The organism is Legionella sheltonii (assembly GCF_026191355.1).
In the GTDB taxonomy this organism is placed as follows: Bacteria; Pseudomonadota; Gammaproteobacteria; order Legionellales; family Legionellaceae; genus Legionella; species Legionella sheltonii.
In genome coordinates this window covers 37,180-58,421 of record NZ_JAPHOQ010000020.1, presented here as the reverse complement: position 1 = coordinate 58,421, position 21,242 = coordinate 37,180, and the positions used below count along the sequence as shown (strand labels likewise).

The window sequence follows — 21,242 nt, the reverse complement described above, 5'->3', positions numbered from 1 at the left end:
CACTGCTTATCCAAGATTGAAACCAAATCCTGACGAACAGGAACTCAAACAGAATTTTTTGCCAATAAAAGCAGAGCTTGAACTACTCAATAAAAGCACCAGTGAGAAATCACCTCATAGCCGACTTGGTTTTATGCTTTCACTAAAATGTTATCAATGTTTAGGCTATCACATTCCAATCAACACAATTCCTAAACCGATTATCGAATATATTGCAAACTGCATTGATATCAAAGTGGATAAAGTAAAGCTACAAAATTACATGCAGCTCAAACAACGCAAGCGTCACAAAACAGTTATACGCAAATTTCTGTTCATCAATGAGTGCAAGCAGCAACGCAAGTCAATAATGAAGTCTGCTGGCTTAAAATCTGCGGCTATTAAAGAAAATTTAGCTGATATTATCAATGATATGCTTGAAGAACTAATCAAAAATAATTTTGAAATTCCGGCATTTTCAACATTGCTGAGACTTGCACGTGCTGCTCGAACTATAGTTAGCTCGGTACTGTACCAAAAAGTTAGCGACCAACTTACCGATGAGACTAAACAATTTTTTGATAAGTTATTGCTATCCACCTCACCAGTCCATGAGTTCACTAGTGGCTGGGAATATCTTAAACAAGAAATGAAAAAACCATCTGTCACAAACATTCGAGAATTTACAGATTACCTGGATCAATTACGTAAATGGCGAGATGAAAGCCCAATTGATCTTTCTGATATTCCTGAGCACCGTTTAGATCAATATGTTGCTGAGGCAATGGCTTTAGATATTGCCGATATGCGCCGTATTAAAGAAGCCAAAAGATATGCTTTATCAGCCATGTTGTTATATCATCAGTACGCAAAATCACTTGATAGCATTGTCACTGTGCTGACACGCTGGCTGCGTAAAATAAAAACTGATGCAGCGGAAGCACTACAAGAAATCAGAAATTCCAACCAAAAAATAACAGATCAACTTATTGGCAGCCTTAAACAAGTTCTCGTCGCAAGCAAACAAACTGCCCGAACCCCAGAAGAAAAATTAGTGCTTATTGAGCAAAGTTTGCCAAATGATATCGATGCTTCAATTGAAGCCTGCGAACAATATCTGGCTTATGCTGATGATAACGATTTACCTTTAATGTTGAAGTATTATCAAGCAAAAAGACATACTATGCTTCGTTTGCTGAAGCAGATAGAGATCAAATCAGCTTCAAAAGATGTGCTAGTAGAAAAGTTAGTCGAATTCATATTGGTACACCAACGAAGCCATGGAGAATATGTTGCAATCAATCCAGAAGAGTTTAGCAATTTAGAATGGATTGATGACCAATGGTTTCAGTTCATTACCGAGGGCAAAACCAAGCGTTACACCAATCAAATTCGAACCGTTAATAAACAGAAGTTAGAATTGGCTATTTTTAGATTTGCCATGGATGAAATTAACTGTGCCGATGCCTTTGCTCTTAACAGCTATGAGAACGATGATCCCAATAAGCAATTTATTCCATGGGACGAATTTTACCAAAACCTAAAGCCTTATGCTGAGCTGATAGGTAAGTCTGACGACCCCAGGCTATTTGTAAAAGAACTACAGGTAGAGCATCAGCAAGCTGCTGAAAAGGTGAATCAAAATTTTGTCGATAATGAATATTTGAACATTATCAACGGTGAGCCAGTATTAAAGCGAGCTATCAGTAAGAAAGTGAGTCAGCAACAAGAAAAATTTTCAAATTTGGTAGCATCCAAAATGCCGCTGACGGATATCGTCTCTGTACTTACTGACGTGGAAAATTGGCTTGGTATCAGTCGCCATTTAAAACCCTTATCAGGGTACGAACCCAAAATAGATGATTATGATTTACGGTTTATTGCTACCAGTTTCGCATATGGTTGTAATGTTGGCCCAGTTCAAGCTGAACGATGCTTGAAAAAATATTCACGTAAACAAATTGCTTGGCTATTCAATCACCACATTACAGAGCTCCGTCTCAATAAAATTAGTGAAGTCATTATCAAGGCATACAAACAGTTTGAGCTGCCTTACATTTGGGGCAATGGTGAAAGTGCTTCTGTTGATGGGACTTATTGGGATATGTATACCAATAATCTACTGGCAGAGCACCATATTCGTTATGGAAAATATGGAGGGATTGGCTATTATCACGTTTCTGATCAGTATGTTGCTTTGTTTGGAAACTTTATCCCGTGTGGTGTTTATGAGGCCATGTACATTTTCGATGGGATTTATGAAAGTAATGAAACCTTACGCCCAGATACAATCCATGGGGATACGCATGCGCAAAACGAAGTGGTATTTGGGTTTGCCTATTTGTTGGCAATAACACTTATGCCCAGAATACGTAGTTTCAAGCATCTCAATTTTTATCGACCAGCCGAAATGAATGAAAAATCATACCAACATATCAATGATATTTTTACATCGAAAGAGCCCAACTGGCAACTCATAGAGTCAATGTACTACGATATGTTGCGCGTTGTTATGTCAATCCAAAGTGGCAAAATTAAAGCGTCAACTATATTGAAAAAGCTGCGCTCCAATAGCAAAAAGAATAAGCTGCATCAAGCGTTCCGTGAATTGGGACGAGTGGTACGAACCATTTTTCTTTTAAAGTATATTGCTGATGTTGACCTTCGTAAAAAGATTCAAGCAGCTACTTGTAAAAGTGAGGAGTTTAATGATTTTATTGATTGGATCACCTTTGGCAAAGACGGTGTTATTCACGAAAATAATAGTATAATTCAGCAAAAAATTATTGCGTTTGGCAGGATGGTTGCTAATGCGGTGATGTTCTACACTGTTGCCAACACAACCAATGTTTTGAACCAACTTTCTGCTGAAGAAGTCAAATATAGTAAGGATGATTTATCGATTTTATCAGCGTATTTCAGGGAGAATATTAATCGCTATGGTGTTTTTGATTTGTCCAGGTCACGACAGACAATGCCATTACAATTTGGTATTAATAGGGATTAAAAATTGAACATGACCCTTTTTTACCAGGATCCCGGCCGGGGGTCTAATTATACAAATAAGCCAGGCCATTAGTAATGCGTTTTGGATAAAGAAGATGATCGAACTCATCCATACATAAAACAGCAGCATACTCTTCCATTTGATATTGGATTGAAGCGTCCAGCGATTGGGTTGCACTTAAGCATTTTTCCCAGGTCTTTTTCATTTTAAGGTGAAAATGAGAGCCATCACCATTTTTTTCTTTCACCTCAGAAAACCGTTGAGTAAATACCTCCTGGTTTCTGGTTGCCAAAAATTCCTGCCATCTCACAATACGCAATCCGTTTAGAATATATTGATGGTCTTGTAAAAACTCATCACCCTGATCTAATGCTTGTGCATCGGTTTCACAATTATGTCTATTTAAGTAATCACAGACCAAAATAGTAGTCCTGTCTTCATAATGATGGGCGCGAATTGATTTAATAATGGCTGCTAATCGCTCACCACGCTCCAGAGGTTGACTCATACTGATGGGCAATACAATCGCCTCATTGGCTGGAATGTTACCAGGTAAAACAGCGGTGAAATTCGTCTGCATAGAAGAACCTCCTTGTTTAAAAGTGAGGCATTTTACCATGTGATTATTTTTTGTCCACAAATACAGTTCAAAACGTACTCATTCCTAAGCGTAATTCCCTATTTATCAATGATCAACCTATACTTAATAAAACAATTAGAGTGCAAAAACATGGATTTGAATTTTATACTCCAAAATACCGTGGGTAATTTGTACTGGAAAGACAAAACAGGTCGCTATCTAGGTGCAAATCAAGCATTTATCTCATTAGCAGGCTTAAAGCATCATGATGAGATTATTGGAAAGACAGATAGAGAACTCTTTTTTTCAGTGATGAGTCATGAAAAATTAGTACTTCTTGAAGAAACTGACCGCAGGATATTAAGCTCTGGCATCGGAGAAAGCCTAAAAGAAGAAGGTATTGATGCACACGGAAAACCTGCTTTCTACATGACAAGGAAAATTCCTTTACGAAATGATAAAGGAGAAATCATAGGCTTAATGGGAACTTCGTTAGACATCACCAAAGAGATGCAAGCCGATATTGCACGGTCAGAGTTTCTTGCCAACATGCGCCATGACATCCGCACCCCGCTGTCTGGAATCGTAGGCTTTTCCGAGCTTTTAAAATCCGAATCCAATGAGCCACGAATTAAAGAGTATGCCGATAATCTCATTGCCTCAAGCCATGCGCTACTTGATTTAATGGATGAGGTCCTCGAAGCAGTTAGAGTCAGTTCGGGTGAAATACCCATGCTGAAACGAAAATTCAATCTAGCGCAAACCTTAGAACAAGTAGTTGCTTTGTATCAGGCGCGTGCCCATGAAAAAAGATTGAGCTTATCCCTTTCTTTAGACAAAACACTGCCTCACTTTGTCATAGGCGATAAAATACGGCTACACCGTATCGCTCTTGAATTGATAGGAAATGCGCTGAATTTTACCGATACAGGCCATGTGACCATTAATGTAGTCCTGGCAAAAAAGGAACATCGTGAATTGATTATTAAAATGACCGTGAATGATTCTGGAATGGGTATTCCTAAAGAGAAGCAGCAAGAAATTTATCTGCAATTCAAACGATTAACGCCATCCTACCAGGGAATTTATAAAGGCGCAGGACTTGGTCTTTATGTTGTAAAACAATTTATCGATGAATTGGGTGGAGAAATATACGTTGAGAGCGAACTACGCAAGGGAACGGCCTTTACCTGCCTTATTCCCATGCAGATTCCCCTACTGGATGATTCATCCGGTGTTGATTCTGACGATAATTTTACATTAGAAAAACCCTATATGCTCCCTTTACAAACTCAAACAACAACATCATCAACGCAAAAAAACAATTTAGACAGTAAGATCACAAGCAAAGTTCTGGTTGTAGAAGATAACTTCATTGCACAGACAGTTGCCAAATCACTTCTTGGTGCTATGAAGTGCCGGGTTGATATTGCATGCAACGGAGCTGATGCCATTAGCCTTTGTGACCCCCGGCCGGGATCCTGGTAAAAAAGGGTCATGTTCAATTTTTAATCCCTATTAATACCAAATTGTAATGGCATTGTCTGTCGTGACCTGGACAAATCAAAAACACCATAGCGATTAATATTCTCCCTGAAATACGCTGATAAAATCGATAAATCATCCTTACTATATTTGACTTCTTCAGCAGAAAGTTGGTTCAAAACATTGGTTGTGTTGGCAACAGTGTAGAACATCACCGCATTAGCAACCATCCTGCCAAACGCAATAATTTTTTGCTGAATTATACTATTATTTTCGTGAATAACACCGTCTTTGCCAAAGGTGATCCAATCAATAAAATCATTAAACTCCTCACTTTTACAAGTAGCTGCTTGAATCTTTTTACGAAGGTCAACATCAGCAATATACTTTAAAAGAAAAATGGTTCGTACCACTCGTCCCAATTCACGGAACGCTTGATGCAGCTTATTCTTTTTGCTATTGGAGCGCAGCTTTTTCAATATAGTTGACGCTTTAATTTTGCCACTTTGGATTGACATAACAACGCGCAACATATCGTAGTACATTGACTCTATGAGTTGCCAGTTGGGCTCTTTCGATGTAAAAATATCATTGATATGTTGGTATGATTTTTCATTCATTTCGGCTGGTCGATAAAAATTGAGATGCTTGAAACTACGTATTCTGGGCATAAGTGTTATTGCCAACAAATAGGCAAACCCAAATACCACTTCGTTTTGCGCATGCGTATCCCCATGGATTGTATCTGGGCGTAAGGTTTCATTACTTTCATAAATCCCATCGAAAATGTACATGGCCTCATAAACACCACACGGGATAAAGTTTCCAAACAAAGCAACATACTGATCAGAAACGTGATAATAGCCAATCCCTCCATATTTTCCATAACGAATATGGTGCTCTGCCAGTAGATTATTGGTATACATATCCCAATAAGTCCCATCAACAGAAGCACTTTCACCATTGCCCCAAATGTAAGGCAGCTCAAACTGTTTGTATGCCTTGATAATGACTTCACTAATTTTATTGAGACGGAGCTCTGTAATGTGGTGATTGAATAGCCAAGCAATTTGTTTACGTGAATATTTTTTCAAGCATCGTTCAGCTTGAACTGGGCCAACATTACAACCATATGCGAAACTGGTAGCAATAAACCGTAAATCATAATCATCTATTTTGGGTTCGTACCCTGATAAGGGTTTTAAATGGCGACTGATACCAAGCCAATTTTCCACGTCAGTAAGTACAGAGACGATATCCGTCAGCGGCATTTTGGATGCTACCAAATTTGAAAATTTTTCTTGTTGCTGACTCACTTTCTTACTGATAGCTCGCTTTAATACTGGCTCACCGTTGATAATGTTCAAATATTCATTATCGACAAAATTTTGATTCACCTTTTCAGCAGCTTGCTGATGCTCTACCTGTAGTTCTTTTACAAATAGCCTGGGGTCGTCAGACTTACCTATCAGCTCAGCATAAGGCTTTAGGTTTTGGTAAAATTCGTCCCATGGAATAAATTGCTTATTGGGATCATCGTTCTCATAGCTGTTAAGAGCAAAGGCATCGGCACAGTTAATTTCATCCATGGCAAATCTAAAAATAGCCAATTCTAACTTCTGTTTATTAACGGTTCGAATTTGATTGGTGTAACGCTTGGTTTTGCCCTCGGTAATGAACTGAAACCATTGGTCATCAATCCATTCTAAATTGCTAAACTCTTCTGGATTGATTGCAACATATTCTCCATGGCTTCGTTGGTGTACCAATATGAATTCGACTAACTTTTCTACTAGCACATCTTTTGAAGCTGATTTGATCTCTATCTGCTTCAGCAAACGAAGCATAGTATGTCTTTTTGCTTGATAATACTTCAACATTAAAGGTAAATCGTTATCATCAGCATAAGCCAGATATTGTTCGCAGGCTTCAATTGAAGCATCGATATCATTTGGCAAACTTTGCTCAATAAGCACTAATTTTTCTTCTGGGGTTCGGGCAGTTTGTTTGCTTGCGACGAGAACTTGTTTAAGGCTGCCAATAAGTTGATCTGTTATTTTTTGGTTGGAATTTCTGATTTCTTGTAGTGCTTCCGCTGCATCAGTTTTTATTTTACGCAGCCAGCGTGTCAGCACAGTGACAATGCTATCAAGTGATTTTGCGTACTGATGATATAACAACATGGCTGATAAAGCATATCTTTTGGCTTCTTTAATACGGCGCATATCGGCAATATCTAAAGCCATTGCTTCAGCAACATATTGATCTAAACGGTGCTCAGGAATATCAGAAAGATCAATTGGGCTTTCATCTCGCCACTTACGTAACTGATCCAGGTAATCTGTAAATTCTCGAATGTTTGTGACAGATGGTTTTTTCATTTCTTGTTTAAGATATTCCCAGCCACTAGTGAACTCATGGACTGGTGAGGTGGATAGCAATAACTTATCAAAAAATTGTTTAGTCTCATCGGTAAGTTGGTCGCTAACTTTTTGGTACAGTACCGAGCTAACTATAGTTCGAGCAGCACGTGCAAGTCTCAGCAATGTTGAAAATGCCGGAATTTCAAAATTATTTTTGATTAGTTCTTCAAGCATATCATTGATAATATCAGCTAAATTTTCTTTAATAGCCGCAGATTTTAAGCCAGCAGACTTCATTATTGACTTGCGTTGCTGCTTGCACTCATTGATGAACAGAAATTTGCGTATAACTGTTTTGTGACGCTTGCGTTGTTTGAGCTGCATGTAATTTTGTAGCTTTACTTTATCCACTTTGATATCAATGCAGTTTGCAATATATTCGATAATCGGTTTAGGAATTGTGTTGATTGGAATGTGATAGCCTAAACATTGATAACATTTTAGTGAAAGCATAAAACCAAGTCGGCTATGAGGTGATTTCTCACTGGTGCTTTTATTGAGTAGTTCAAGCTCTGCTTTTATTGGCAAAAAATTCTGTTTGAGTTCCTGTTCGTCAGGATTTGGTTTCAATCTTGGATAAGCAGTGTCGTGAATTGCAGTCATTGTGAATTTAAGGTATCTTTTGTGGCGGCCGAAAACAGTAGTTTATGGCCATGTAAAAATCAAGGCTTTCGATCCTTATATTTAAAGGGTTTTAGACGGACGAGTTTTCAGGGGTTTTTGGCCAGGTATGAAAGCAGGAATTTATGCCAGAGTTTCAACACATGATCAGCATACTTTAGATATGCAAATTGAAGCGATGAAAAAATATGCTAGAGCTCGTGATTGGCAAATTGAAATAGAAGTTGCTGAAATTGGATCAGGTGCAAAAGATTCTCGACCTCAACGTGAAGAACTTATCAACCAAGCAAAACGACGCCAGATCGATGTAATTATTGTTTGGAAGTTAGATCGCTGGGGTCGTTCAGTCAATGATCTTTTTCACACACTGAATGAATTAAACACTCTTGGTGTTGGTTTCATTTCATTAACTGAAGCCTTAGACTTAACCACCGCAACAGGCAGAGCTATGGCAGGTTTGTTAGCAATTTTTGCTGAGTTTGAAAGAGAAATCCTTCGTGAACGGGTTAAAGCAGGTATTGCACACGCAAGAACTAAAGGGAAAAATCATGGAAGACCACCTACTGCTAGTTTACTTTCTGAAAAAATTAAAGAGTTAGATCGCCAAGGAATGAGTAAATCGGAAATTGCTAGACAATTAAAAATAGGTAGGACATCTGTTAGACGAGCGCTCATGGTTAAGTGAAAAAATACACTGAAGTATTTTTATAGGATAATAATTAAGAATAAAAGGGAGAGAATGTGGAAACAAATGAGCTATATATTACAATTCCTGATGGCAAAATATATGTGAAAAAATGGACTCCTGCAACCGTTACGGAAGAAACTCCCATTATTCTATTGCATGACTCATTAGGCTCTGTTGACTTATGGCGAAATTTTCCAAAAGAATTATCTGAAAATCTTTCTCAACCAGTTATTGCATATGATCGGTTAGGTTTTGGAAAATCAGATTCAAGAGAAAAACTACCTTCTATAGAATTTATACATGAGGAAGCTTCCAAGTATTTTCCAATAATTAAAGAAAAGCTTAATATTCAAGAATACATACTTTTTGGACATAGCGTTGGTGGAGCAATGTCTATATGTATTGCAGCACTAGATCGATATTGTAAAGGAGTGATTACTGTTGCTGCACAGGCATTTGTAGAGGACAAAACGATAGACGGAATAAAAAAAGCTAAAGAGTTTTTTGAATCACGTGGGCAATTACAAAAATTAGAAAAATGGCATGGAGAAAAAGCTTTATGGGTACTTCGTGCATGGACAGATATTTGGTTATCCTCCGAGTTTTCTTCTTGGAGTCTGCAAAACTGTATACAGCATGTTAAATGTCCGGTGTTGGCGATTCACGGTGAAGATGATGAGTATGGTTCGATCGCTTTTCCTGAGTTTATTGCTAAAAATACAGGTGGAGTGGGTCAGTTATCAATAATTAAAAATTGCAAACATATGCCTCACAAGGAGCAATCGGAAAAAGTAATAAATCTTACAAAACACTTTATACAAAAGCATATCCTTTCTTCAAAATGAACTTTAATTACAGACAACTGTCTGATAAAAAATTACACATGACCCTTTTTTACCAGGATCCCGGCCGAGGGTCTTTGTGAACAAAATGACTATGATTTAATCTTCATGGATATCGGATTAGGTGAAGGCATGGATGGCTATGAAGTAACCTATCGTATTCGCAGCCAAATGGATAAAAAACGACACATCCCGATAATTGCACTCACGGCGCACGGAGGTGATGAGAGCAAACAACGCTGTATTGAGGCTGGAATGGATGCGGTTTTAACCAAGCCACTGACTCAGGCACATGCTGCAGATATTATTAAATCATTCATTCCCTCAAGGCATGAAGTAAACGCCAAAGACTCCGCTAAATCAAGATATGACTTGCCAGATAAGGATGCCGAACTGTTTCAAATAAACCAGTTTGCCCTTCTTGACAGTACTGAAGCCTTGAAAAACTGCGGGGATATCAAGATGCTCAAAGAGATGTTGCTCATAATGATTAAGGAGCTTCCTGCTGATTTAGAGCGAATGAAAAATGCATTTGAACGCCATGATTATCCTCTGGTTGAAAAAACCGCCCATAAAATCAAAAGTGGGGCGGTTTATGTGGGAACAACCCGCATGAAATACGCGTGCCAGTATGCAGAGCGCTACTGGAAAACAGGGCGTCGAGAATTATTTGACGCGCTCTATCATCAGGCCGTGACGACTATTGAAGAAACGATTATCTATATTGAAGGCTGGCTGCGAAAGCAAGTACTCTGAGTTACCTGTGCAACACAGATTCAAAAAGGTTTTACCATCGGAAAGGCTTTTCTTTGTCTGGAGTCCACCAGCCACCGATGGGCTCATTTTCATCATAATACACATGCACTTTATGGTGCGTATGTGTTGCTAATTTATCGTACTCTTCATCAGTCAGTAGCTTATAGGTCTCCTCATCATCAAGGATTGGATGGAACATGATACCCACCAAATGACCGCCATGCCATTGGGCTTTCATTTTTTTGTTTTTCCTTTTGGTATTTTTATGGCAGTTGTCTTTAAAGCGCTTGACCTCATCGCTTAAAAAAGCATCGAGGTAATGATAGGCTTTATAAGCCATTTGCACCTGGTTAGGATGTCCTGCAAACACATAAGGCTGTCTGTTGCCTGAGGTAATCGAGGCGGTCGTGCAGCCAAAGAGTAATCCTAAAAACAACAAAAGCTCATCAGCATAATGCTCAAAACTCAAATCCGGGATGCTAAAGCCTTTACTAATCGCAAAGTGATTAGAATTAAATTGCCGTGAAAAAAGCTTTTGTTTCAGGCATACCTCTTGAATTGATAGCAGTTGTGAGCCAATCTGCTGGCAATTATCTTCAGTTAAAAAGTAATTAATTGTTTTAGTAAAATACGCAAGCAGCTCCTCATCTGGTTTTTTAATGGTTAGACGCTCAATGTGCTTTCGGTATTTTTTATAGGACTCATTGGCTCTAAAATCATAACCTTCGGGTTTACGTGGCCATTCGCGTACCTCATCAAAATCAAAGAAATCAAACTCAGAACCTCCTTCGTCCTCATCATGGGATTCACCCTGTTCATCTCCAAATAAGGAAATAACATTAGTGTTGCCAGAAGTTACCCCTGTCATCAAGGATTTTTGCGAACCGGTTGGGATGTTAGCTGGTATTAATGTGGCGGTGTTCAACGTGTTTATTAAGGGTCTAATTGATTCTTTATTTTTGTCTCGCAGTAGGGTACAGCCATCAAGTATTACCTGTGACAGGCTGGCATTCTTTTGATATGACAGGTCTTTTAATGCATTATAAGTCTCATCACTGATGGTGATGGTACGCATGGTTTTCTCCATCAGATACTTTTTTTGATTCAGAGCACGATAACAGCGGCTGAAGGTTTGAGCGTCTACGAATTCATCAAGCCATAATTGAAACAGGCGTACCGTTTCTTCATCTTCTGCAGTACTTTTGAGTTCTGCAAAGGCATGAATTGCCTTTATTCTGACAGAACTGTCTGTCTCCTCTCTCATAAATCGATTGTTTTGAATGGCCCGTTCAAAATAGTGATAACAGGATGCATAATCATTCAGCGATACTTTGCGTTTTTTATTAGCCATATTTTATAAAGCCCCGTAAATTATAGAAGGCAGTTTATTGATAACTATTAAATTTATCAATAGGTGATACATTGGATTTTTAAAATAGGCTTTGCACCCGTTTTTATTTACCATCTGTTGATACATTTCATTAATTACATTTTAAATAAACCACTCTTTTCATTGAGCACCCTTTCGCCTTGCTCTTAAGTTCTTGCCGATACTGCTTTAACTCAAGCTATGCACAGGGTTATCCCCCAAAATTGTGGATAAAGGTATGTGTTTAAATTTTACCCACGTGCCTTTGATTTCGGAGTTTAGGAGCATTTGAATGGTTATGAGCGAAGCGAATTCATTTAAAGCAGATTAAAAGAAAGATTTAGATTTCTGCCTCGTCATTCATCGCTCAGTCGCAAAAATAAAAATAACGGAGTATTTTATTAAGAACAATGAGGAACGCAGCGCGCGAAGCGCGTGAGTAGTCATTGTTCTTAATAAAATGCGTAGTTATCTTTTATTGCGATTGAGTGATGGGTGATGAGGCAATCGATCTTTAATTATTGCTTTGTTCGTTTTTTTATTTGATTATTGGCCATAGGCAATTCCTTTTAATAAGTTTAAATGATTGATGAGCGTAGCGAATTCCTCATGATTAATTATCCACAGAAAATATCTGTGGATAATTTTCTAGAAGGTTTAAATGGGACTATAAGTAAGAGCGGACACTTAAAAACACTTCTAGAAGACACTTAAATTTCATTATGACAAATTATGTACAGTGCTTTTTGTTAAGTACGCGGTGTTATTCCACCTTATCCACCTATTTTTAAGGTAATAAGGCTATTTCTGCCAAAATGAAGAATAAAGATAAAAACGCTGGTTTTGTGAGGCATTTAGAAGATTTTTAGGTATAGAGGAACACTTTAAGCAATGAAAATAGTATTTATTGTTTGTTTCGGTGCGTTAAAGCACCCTATTCCTGTAATTTGTGGCGGTTTAGAAGGGATTCGCGGCGTCTGCGCTCTTTTTCGCGCAACCGTTCTTCCTCTTTTTGCTCCGACTTAAGCATGTCTTTCATTACATCAATATGGGTTTTAGCATTTCCTTGAGGGGCTATAAAATCAAGAATGTTACGTGCGGCAGCCTGAGATTCCTGGGCGTTAGCAATAAAGGTACTCCGCTTTTTATTAAGACGCTTACGTGCCAGGGCACGTTGTGCAGACAGCGCCTGCAAATTAATGTTGCATGCTTTAAAAAAGGCTGGCGTTAAGCACTTGACGGCAGCCAGACCAATAAAACGTTCTTTGCCCTCATCTACTTTAACATCAAAACGCTCAATCATTTTTAAGTAACCTGCACGCACCAATAATTTAATAGCGCGTTGTGCACGCTTTAAACCAATTCCAGCTTTGTCGGCCAAAAACTGGATGGTTAGTGAGCGAAAGCCTTCGCTTGCATGGGGTATACCCACTCTAAGACTTGCAAGTTCCGTATAATGCAATAAGACCTGAGCAATGCTTGCAAGTGCTTCACGCGCTTCAGAGCGCTGCTGGCGAGTTGAGTTACGTCGCAAACGAATCTCTTTGAAATAGGAGGAAGGTAGCCCATAGTAACGCCGCCACGCATCAATCGCCCAGGTAATTATTTTGGGACGCTCCTTATGTTCCTGGGGCTTTTGAAAAAAACGCGGGGTCTTGGGATCGTGGCCACACCAGTTACCCTGGCGCGCCACCCCTGCCCTTCTAAAACTGTAGTCGTTGCCTGTTTTTTGCTCTATAAAATTCATGCTACCTATCACTAATGCACTATCTTGCATGGGACGCTATCCTTAATAGCCACTATCAGTAACGGAGTTCATGCATTGAATGACCAGTGAATAATATAGAGTTAAAGCAATCAGCCTTAGTTGATTGAATCTTAAACAAAAATTTGAGTAATAGTTCCCCATAGATAATATCCTTATCTTATTGTTTTTTTGGGGGAACGAAGCTATTATTTACTTTGGAAAATAAGATTCGTTCCAATAATACATCATCAAGTTATGAAGAGTTGCCGCTCTTCATAACTTACCTTTATTTATTACCTACAATTAAATACCATAATTAATTCCTCGGGAATATTGTCTTTTTTTAGACTTTAATTTCAGCATTTAAAAGTGTCAATACCCATAAAATCAATGAATTATCTAAATAGACTATCAATAAGAGACACAAAATGATTGCGATTTTTATTTAATAAGAGACACAAATATTATAAATACCCATACTTATAAGAGACACAAGAGTCGTGGATATTATCGAGTCTAAAAGATGTTTTTCCCAGTGATGCCAAACTTATTTTTATTGATATTTATCAAATAATATATTGATAAATATCAATAAAACCATGTCATCCAAGGATGATTTATAGCGTTAAAAGAGACGCATAGATAGCTGCAAAAACTAATAATAAAAGACACATTATTTGAATCTTTGTTTTTAATAAAAGGACACAATAATAGTTGATTGGATCTTTTAAAGGAGACACGATCTTGTGGTAAAAAAATATAAAAATATTGAAAAAAATATATTTTTATATTTTATTCCTGGAGTTGACGATCTACAATTTTGCAGAAATTCTAAAAAAAACGTTGACGTCTTAATTAATTGTTATATATTAGAATTTTATGTTCAGAGCGGATAATAATGAAAACAATAAGCACTAAAGATTTTTCATCCTTAATTAACGTTTCCCCTCATTTAATATATAAATTAATTAAAGAGCATGATTTGCCTGTTATACCTGTTGGTAATAAAAACGCCCTTCCCCCAGAGACTGTTAAAAGAATCTTTGAGTTAAGGGGCTTTAAGTTTAAAAATGAACATAATTCTCCTCATATTATAAATGTTTTTGGAATGAAGGGTGGGATTGGAAAAACTTCCATAGCCACTGCATTTGCAGAAGGAGCCAGTCGATTGGGTTTCAGAGTACTAGCTGTAGACCTAGATATGCAAGGAAACTTAACCCAGTCTTTTAATATGAAAAAGCAGGGACAATCAGTACTTTATCATGCGCTTATAGGTGAAAAAAATATTAAAGAAGTTATTGTTCAAGTTACACCTAATCTACACTTGCTGCCCTCCTCGCTTGATAACTCTCAGATTGAGCACGTAATGAATTCGAAACAGTCTATAAACATTACTAGTTTTTTTGATGATCTTTTTGACTCTATAAAATCGGGATATGATCTTATCGTTATTGACTGCCCTCCCTCTATTCACAAAATTACCGTATGCGCCTCTTGTTTTGCAACTGAGAATTTAATCCCGATCAATGCCGATATAGATTCTTTTGATGGAGTTGTAATGACTGTTTCGGAAATTGAAAAAATAGAAAAAGCTTTTAAAAACCTAGCCATTAAAATTAATTATAAAATTGTTTTTAATAAATATGATGCGCGAGAAAAGTTAAGTCTCAATATTATGGCATCAATAAGCGAGAGGAAAAACCTCAAAGAAAACTTATTGCCCATCGTTATCAGAACTAATACAGCATTTAAAAACACTAAAGCTGATGGCGAGTATATTTTTGATGCAAATAAGTCTACCGCGAAAGATGATTGCTTTGCGTTAATTTCAGAGTTGACCGGTATTAATGAATGGTTGTCTCGAGGTAAATTTCATCAATCCATTAGAGAAACCGAGGATTCTTTTGTTTAAATTAGGAAATTTCTATGAAGCTTGAGGATATGCTTAAACAGCAAGAAAAGCGTGGGTTTAAACAAAATAAGCTTAAAGCAAAGATGCAGACTTATGATGAATATGTTTCTGATGTTGCCTCTCCACGCCCCTATAATACTCCGAACGTAGTTGACAAAGTTATTCATCTAGAAACAAGAGACACAATTCCTTTTGGATCTGGCGAGTTGATAAGGGACACAAAATCCGATACCACATCAATATCCATAAGAGACACAACAAAGGGTGATTTAACTGAGCGAGCAAGAGATACAATTCCTGTTGGATCTGATGAGCTGATAAGGGACACAAAATTCGATACCACATCAATATCCATAAGAGACACAACAAAGGGTGATTTAACTGAGCGAGCAAGAGATACAATTCCTGTTGGATCTGATGAGCTGATAAGGGACACAAAATCCGATACCACATCAATATCCATAAGAGACACAACAAAGGGTGATTTAACTGAGCAAGCAAGAGACACAATCCCTGCTGGATCTGATGAGCCGATAAGAGACACAAAATCCGATACCACACCAATATCCATAAGAGACACAACAAAGGGTGATTTAACTGAGCGAGCAAGAGATACAATTCCTGTTGGATCTGATGAGCTGATAAGGGACACAAAATCCGATACCACATCAATATCCATAAGAGACACAACAAAGGGTGATTTAACTGAGCAAGCAAGAGACACAATCCCTGCTGGATCTGATGAGCCGATAAGAGACACAAAATCCGATACCACACCAATATCCATAAGAGACACAACAAAGGGTGATTTAACTGAGCGAGCAAGAGATACAATTCCTGTTGGATCTGATGAGCTGATAAGGGACACAAAATCCGATACCACATCAATATCCATAAGAGACACAACAAAGGGTGATTTAACTGAGCAAGCAAGAGACACAATCCCTGCTGGATCTGATGAGCCGATAAGAGACACAAAATCCGATACCACACCAATATCCATAAGAGACACAACAAAGGGTGATTTAACTGAGCGAGTAAGAGATACAATTCCTGTTGGATCTGATGAGCTGATAAGGGACACAAAATCTGATACCACATCAATATCCATAAGAGACACAACAAAGGGTGATTTAACTGAGCGAGTAAGAGACACAACTCATGTTGGATCTGATGAGTTGATAAGGGACACAAAATCCGATGCCACACCAGTATCTATAAGAGACACAATTTTAATTGACAATCATAATGAAAAAGTAGAAACAAGTGAAAATGGTCTGATAGATACTTTTAAAGAGAGGAATGATCTATATCATCAACACAAAAATCTGAATCAGAATTTGATTAGAACTATCAATAAGAAAAGCACAAGATTCAAATATTTAGATCTAACAGGTAATGAAAAAAGAATTGTAGATGAGATTATAAATAACTGTATTATAGTCGGCGAGCTAACTACACCATTTATAAAAAAGATAGATCTATCTATAAATACAGGAGTTAAGGTTGGTGCACTTAAAACCACTATATGCAGATTGAAGGATAAAAATGTAATTACAGCGTATATAGCTACGAAAGGGCGTAACTCATCTTGGAAAATAAGTTTATCAGCAGAGATTCTAGAACAATACATTCAACTAAGGAAAAGATAACGAACAACAGCCCTCAAATATTTGGAGGTTCACTAGATAAAAAGGGAGCTTGCATACAAAATAAATTCATCAGCCGCAAAATAATGGGTTTTTAGATCAAAACAGTCTACTATACCGAGGCCGTTGAAACTTTTGTGTGGTTAATGAGGATCATGCAGAAAGATTAGGGATACAAGTGTGTCGATAAGGATTTAACATGTCCATTTTATGGAAGTCAAAAAATATTGGGGTTAATTTACTGCACTTAATCAACGGATTAATTACCTTTAGTTTCGCTGTTTTATTTTCTTCACTGCTTCTCTATTTAACAAACGCTCTTGGATTTACTAAAAATGAAGCAAATGCCTACGTTGGTATGTTCTTGGCGTTTAATTTTGCATTACATCTTGTCGGCGGATATATCGGAGGTAACTATATCAGTAACAGACTATTGTTGTTAGTTTCTTGCCTATTCCAGGCCGCGGGTTCATACGTGCTGAGCTGGTCTTCTCCACATTATCTCTTGTACGGTTTAAGTTTGTTCATTATTGGTTGTGGTATTAACTCAACCAGCGTGAAGTTAATTTTGACGCAGTTACTGGAGCGTGATGAAAGTCAGCGAGAAATGGCCTTTTTTATCAACTATGCAGCGGTGAATTCAGGTTTTTTGTTGGGCTTTTTTGCTAGCGGCTATTACGATCTAAGCTCAAGCTATCAGAATCTCTTTAACCTGTGTAACGTATTTAATGTAATATCTATAATTTTAGTTGTGGCCGGTTGGCGTTTTTACAAAGAGCCAAAGAAGATGAAAATAAATAATGCTATTCGGAAGATTTACTTCACTACAGCCACAATGTTTATTTTAATTGTTGGATTAATGGTGGGATTTAATTATCCCTTTTTATCAAACAGTGTAGTTGTTGCGCTTGGTGTACTTTGTGTTTGCTACCTTATTCATCAGGTTAAACATACTAGCGTCGCTGTAGAAAAAAAGAATATTTCTGCATTTATCATTCTTACGCTGTCATCCATCGTTTTTTGGTCATTATATTTTGTCGGGCCGATGGGTGTCACCTATTTCATGAAGTATAATGTACAGCGGGAGTTGTTTGGCTTTATTATTCCTCCTCAATGGTACATGAATTTGAATGCAGGGTTTGTGATATTGGGCGCTCCACTAGTGGGTTTTCTTCTAAAAAAACTTAAGACACGTGGATTTGAACTGTCACTAACGCATAAATTTAGCTCATCACTTTTATTAATCGGGGTTTCTTTCTATGCTTTGTCATGGGGTATTTTAAGAGCCAGTGGCTCTGGTTATACATCTTCTATCTGGTTAATATTGCACTTCTTCCTTCAGGCTTTAGGAGAGCTTTTAATTGCGCCAGTTGGTTTTTCGATGATTGGGAGGCTTGCACCTCAGCGTCTTAATGGAATCATGATGGGTTTTTGGATGATGGTATCAGGAATAGCTGCTTCCTTATCTCAATTCCTGTCAAATACTGTTGATTACGGCATTTCAGCAGAAACTGCAATAAACAATCCTAACTATTTGAGTTTTTTTGATAGTCTTGGTTTTTATGCTTTTCTTGGGGCTGTAGTTTTGCTGGCAATATCTAGAAAGGTCAAAGGATTAGCATCAAAAGAGAAAGATATTTTTCGGTATTCAAGTTCCTGAGGTACAATTTATACCTATCGTTAGCATTGAGGAGATGTATCGAAACGATAAAATCCTACACGCCACCTTTAAGAGAAAAAGCATCAAAACCATTTTTTTGGAGTATATAAGCCGCATAATCACTTCTAGCTCCTGTTTTACAGTACAAAAGTAATTTCTGTTTTGGTAGCCTGCTAAAGGTATTCATCAATTCACTAAGTGGTATATGAAGATCATTTGAAGTTAAAGACTTCGATCTGTTTTCATCGAGCTCCCTGATATCGATTGCAACATAATCTGCTAGCTGAATCTTATCCAACTCAACATCGAATCCTTTTGCGGGCCATGATATTAATTTACGTGTGCATGCAGGGCAATTTTGCTTTTGCTTGAAGGGGAAAAAATCGCTATTAAATGTGTCACAATTGAATGCATAAATGTTCCCAAGTAACGGCGTATTCTGATGAATAATAAAATTGATGGCGAGGTTAGCTGTTATTGCCCCTGCTATACCCACAGAGGCTCCGAGAACCCCTGCATCTGAGCAATTGCTCATTATAAAGGGCGGTGGCGGTTCTGGAAATGCGCATCTATAACATCCAGTTCGTACATCAAAAAGCATGATCTGGATCGAATTCTGAAAAATACTAGCGTTGATAAATGGTTTATCTAACTGACAGCAAATGTCGTTGATCAAATAACGAGTTTTAAAGTTATCGGATGCGTCAATAACCAAATCGTAATCAGTTAAGATATTTTTAGCATTTTCCAGGTTGATTTCTACCCGGTATTCATGGAGTTTTAATTCAGAGTTAAAACTTGCTAGTTTTCCAATAGCAACAGCAGTTTTTGGTTTACCGATACTTTGCTCATCATACAGAACTTGTCGGTGCAAATTTGATAGATTAACTACATCATGGTCAATTAGTCCTATTTTTCCAATACCCCCGGCTGTTAGATAATAAAGACACGGGGAGCCAATGCCTCCAGCTCCAATGACAACAACAGAGGACAAAGCCAGTTTATTCTGGCTTTCTTCCCCTATGAGGTTAACTTGTCTAGAATAGCGCGTTGATGACATATAAAGAGCTTAATTAAACTTTTGTTTTTTAGATGGCTTTAGGTATGGATTTGCCTCATTTGTTTTGCAACATTTTAGTCTCAAAACGATTTTAAGTCATCTTGGAATTTCAAGTAACCCAAAGAGTACTATGAAGAGAATAAGCCAAATACAAAAAGATCGAGTTTTACTCATTGGAACGCCATTGAGTTACAAGCTAGTGGATTTTGAGCTTCTCAGAAGAGAAAACATCGAACCCATTTTATCCTATTCAAAAGAAATGACAGCTATTCCAGATGGCATAAGCGTCTATTATGATTCATTATCCGTGAAAGAGGTGGATCGAATTATCCAAGATTTTAAGATTCAGTTTCTAGTGTGTTTTAATGACAATTTTCTGATCCAGTCTGCCCAACTAAGAACCAAATATAATTTGCCAGGTATCAGGTATCCTGAAATTAAGAAATTCAAAATTAAGTCAGATATGTACAGGCTCCTAAGCCCAAATCTTTCTACTCCAAAAACGATTCAATATGATGAATATGTTACTTTCTGCGACATCTCAAAGACGCTTGGAGGAGGGGAGTATTTTATCAAGCCAGATAATCTGGCGGGTGCAGAAGGTAGTTGTCACCTACGTGATGAAGAAAATTTCCACGAGTGGAGGAAGTCGAAGCGAAATATAGGAATTTGTTATTTAATACAGCGATATTACTCTGATCCTTTGTATCATTGTGAATTAGTGGTGAAAAACAATAAAATCAGATACATCCAGGCTCGACGATATTCATACCCGAACCACAAATTTTTGGAAGGAAAGATTATTGCCAGCTTCCCAGTTCAGGATAGAAAAATGCAGCTCGTAATCGAGAGAGAATCGATTAAGGTTCAGAAGGTTCTTGGTTTTAAAAATGGAGTAATGCATACAGAGTTTTTTGTTGGAAATGATTTAAATCCTGTTTTTCTTGAAACAAATATACGCCAAGCAGGAGGGGCAATTAATCTTGTTCATAAAAGAAGAGCAGGCATTTCCCTTGAAACACTAATGATTCTCATTGAGTTAAATCGAGAATTTGAGATCGCTAAAACTGATCAAAGCATTTTCGATTTGTGTGGGTATATTCCTCTAAAGAAAGGGTTGGTTACAGATATCGATATTCCAATGTTAAAAGGGCATTATGAGTTTGATATCAGGGTTCAGTTGGGATCAACTTATCATGCACCTAGATCGGCAAGTAATACAGCAGTTTCATTTGTTGGATTTAGTAAAGCTTATGGGGACTTGTTAGCTGATTTTTCTTATTTAGAAAGGAATGATATGATTAAGTATGGATAAATAATCTTGTTAGGTATTAATAATGAATAAATTTCAAGAATTTGAAGGCTCATTGATACAAGAACAATATTATGGTGCGTTTGATTCTCTAATTGAAGACCTTTCTGATATAGGAGACGAATCAGAGTATCCAGTGTCTTTGAATACGA

The 21,242-nt window shown here is 37.5% G+C and carries 14 protein-coding genes; 9 read left to right on the top strand and 5 right to left on the bottom strand.

The genetic code is table 11. The features are described from left to right. Positions 1-2,986: Tn3 family transposase (locus tag OQJ26_RS18390; RefSeq protein WP_265705150.1), on the top strand; the 2,986-nt coding region annotated here is incomplete at its 5' end. 43 nt (positions 2,987-3,029) lie between these two features. On the opposite strand, the gene OQJ26_RS18385 is transcribed toward OQJ26_RS18390, so the two are convergent. Further along, positions 3,030-3,566: a hypothetical protein gene (locus OQJ26_RS18385; protein WP_265705149.1), complete on the bottom strand. Its 537-nt coding sequence runs from the start codon at positions 3,564-3,566 to the stop codon at positions 3,030-3,032. A 150-nt stretch (positions 3,567-3,716) separates the two neighbouring features. Here OQJ26_RS18385 and OQJ26_RS18380 point away from each other — a divergent pair, with 150 nt between their 5' ends. After that, the gene (locus OQJ26_RS18380) at positions 3,717-5,054 is read left to right on the top strand and encodes a hybrid sensor histidine kinase/response regulator (RefSeq protein WP_265705148.1); all 1,338 of its coding nucleotides are present in this window, start codon (positions 3,717-3,719) and stop codon (positions 5,052-5,054) included. A 20-nt stretch (positions 5,055-5,074) separates the two neighbouring features. Here OQJ26_RS18380 and OQJ26_RS18375 read toward each other — a convergent pair whose 3' ends face one another. After that, complete coding sequence (locus tag OQJ26_RS18375) at positions 5,075-8,077, bottom strand: Tn3 family transposase (protein ID WP_265705147.1); 3,003 nt, start codon at positions 8,075-8,077, stop codon at positions 5,075-5,077. 127 nt (positions 8,078-8,204) lie between these two features. On the opposite strand from OQJ26_RS18375, the gene OQJ26_RS18370 reads away from it, so the two are divergent. The 3 genes from OQJ26_RS18370 to OQJ26_RS18360 are packed head-to-tail and all read left to right on the top strand — an operon-like array spanning position 8,205 to position 10,381. Beyond that, on the top strand, positions 8,205-8,780 hold the full coding sequence (locus OQJ26_RS18370; protein ID WP_058522411.1) for a recombinase family protein: 576 nt from the start codon (positions 8,205-8,207) through the stop codon (positions 8,778-8,780). A 56-nt stretch (positions 8,781-8,836) separates the two neighbouring features. Beyond that, entirely contained in the window at positions 8,837-9,628 is a 792-nt protein-coding gene (locus tag OQJ26_RS18365; protein ID WP_265705105.1) for an alpha/beta fold hydrolase, read from the top strand. Positions 9,629-9,685: 57 nt separating this feature from the next. After that, positions 9,686-10,381: a response regulator gene (locus OQJ26_RS18360; RefSeq protein WP_265705151.1), complete on the top strand. Its 696-nt coding sequence runs from the start codon at positions 9,686-9,688 to the stop codon at positions 10,379-10,381. Positions 10,382-10,412: 31 nt separating this feature from the next. On the opposite strand, the gene OQJ26_RS18355 is transcribed toward OQJ26_RS18360, so the two are convergent. Together OQJ26_RS18355 and OQJ26_RS18350 are read right to left on the bottom strand one after the other, a co-directional pair. After that, positions 10,413-11,732 (bottom strand): DUF7168 domain-containing protein, encoded by a 1,320-nt coding sequence (locus tag OQJ26_RS18355; protein ID WP_265705146.1) that lies wholly within the window; start codon positions 11,730-11,732, stop codon positions 10,413-10,415. Positions 11,733-12,684: 952 nt separating this feature from the next. Next, the gene (locus OQJ26_RS18350; protein ID WP_265705145.1) at positions 12,685-13,527 is read right to left on the bottom strand and encodes a hypothetical protein; all 843 of its coding nucleotides are present in this window, start codon (positions 13,525-13,527) and stop codon (positions 12,685-12,687) included. An 868-nt stretch (positions 13,528-14,395) separates the two neighbouring features. On the opposite strand from OQJ26_RS18350, the gene OQJ26_RS18345 reads away from it, so the two are divergent. From OQJ26_RS18345 to OQJ26_RS18335, 3 genes are all read left to right on the top strand, one after another. Continuing rightward, positions 14,396-15,409 carry a ParA family protein gene (locus tag OQJ26_RS18345; protein WP_265705144.1) on the top strand — a complete coding sequence of 338 codons (1,014 nt, stop codon included), beginning with the start codon at positions 14,396-14,398 and terminating at the stop codon, positions 15,407-15,409. A 14-nt stretch (positions 15,410-15,423) separates the two neighbouring features. Next, entirely contained in the window at positions 15,424-17,061 is a 1,638-nt protein-coding gene (locus OQJ26_RS18340; protein ID WP_265705143.1) for a hypothetical protein, read from the top strand. A 196-nt stretch (positions 17,062-17,257) separates the two neighbouring features. Next, the gene (locus tag OQJ26_RS18335) at positions 17,258-18,718 is read left to right on the top strand and encodes a peptide MFS transporter (protein ID WP_265705142.1); all 1,461 of its coding nucleotides are present in this window, start codon (positions 17,258-17,260) and stop codon (positions 18,716-18,718) included. 55 nt (positions 18,719-18,773) lie between these two features. Here OQJ26_RS18335 and OQJ26_RS18330 read toward each other — a convergent pair whose 3' ends face one another. Next, on the bottom strand, positions 18,774-19,778 hold the full coding sequence (locus tag OQJ26_RS18330; RefSeq protein ID WP_265705141.1) for a HesA/MoeB/ThiF family protein: 1,005 nt from the start codon (positions 19,776-19,778) through the stop codon (positions 18,774-18,776). A gap of 130 nt (positions 19,779-19,908) precedes the next feature. Between OQJ26_RS18330 and OQJ26_RS18325 the strand changes: the two genes are divergently transcribed. Beyond that, positions 19,909-21,093, top strand: coding sequence for an ATP-grasp domain-containing protein (locus OQJ26_RS18325; protein WP_265705140.1), 1,185 nt, complete (start codon positions 19,909-19,911; stop codon positions 21,091-21,093). Positions 21,094-21,242 lie beyond the last annotated feature (149 nt).

What these genes read in the sequence shown, in the direction of transcription:
- OQJ26_RS18385 (WP_265705149.1), bottom strand. Translation starts at nt 3,566, where the DNA reads ATGCAGACGAATTTCACCGCTGTTTTACCTGGTAACATTCCAGCCAAT.
- OQJ26_RS18380 (WP_265705148.1), top strand. Translation starts at nt 3,717, where the DNA reads ATGGATTTGAATTTTATACTCCAAAATACCGTGGGTAATTTGTACTGG.
- OQJ26_RS18370 (WP_058522411.1), top strand. Translation starts at nt 8,205, where the DNA reads ATGAAAGCAGGAATTTATGCCAGAGTTTCAACACATGATCAGCATACT.
- OQJ26_RS18345 (WP_265705144.1), top strand. Translation starts at nt 14,396, where the DNA reads ATGAAAACAATAAGCACTAAAGATTTTTCATCCTTAATTAACGTTTCC.
- OQJ26_RS18375 (WP_265705147.1), bottom strand. Translation starts at nt 8,077, where the DNA reads ATGACTGCAATTCACGACACTGCTTATCCAAGATTGAAACCAAATCCT.
- OQJ26_RS18350 (WP_265705145.1), bottom strand. Translation starts at nt 13,527, where the DNA reads ATGCAAGATAGTGCATTAGTGATAGGTAGCATGAATTTTATAGAGCAA.
- OQJ26_RS18335 (WP_265705142.1), top strand. Translation starts at nt 17,258, where the DNA reads ATGTCCATTTTATGGAAGTCAAAAAATATTGGGGTTAATTTACTGCAC.
- OQJ26_RS18325 (WP_265705140.1), top strand. Translation starts at nt 19,909, where the DNA reads ATGAAGAGAATAAGCCAAATACAAAAAGATCGAGTTTTACTCATTGGA.
- OQJ26_RS18340 (WP_265705143.1), top strand. Translation starts at nt 15,424, where the DNA reads ATGAAGCTTGAGGATATGCTTAAACAGCAAGAAAAGCGTGGGTTTAAA.
- OQJ26_RS18355 (WP_265705146.1), bottom strand. Translation starts at nt 11,732, where the DNA reads ATGGCTAATAAAAAACGCAAAGTATCGCTGAATGATTATGCATCCTGT.
- OQJ26_RS18330 (WP_265705141.1), bottom strand. Translation starts at nt 19,778, where the DNA reads ATGTCATCAACGCGCTATTCTAGACAAGTTAACCTCATAGGGGAAGAA.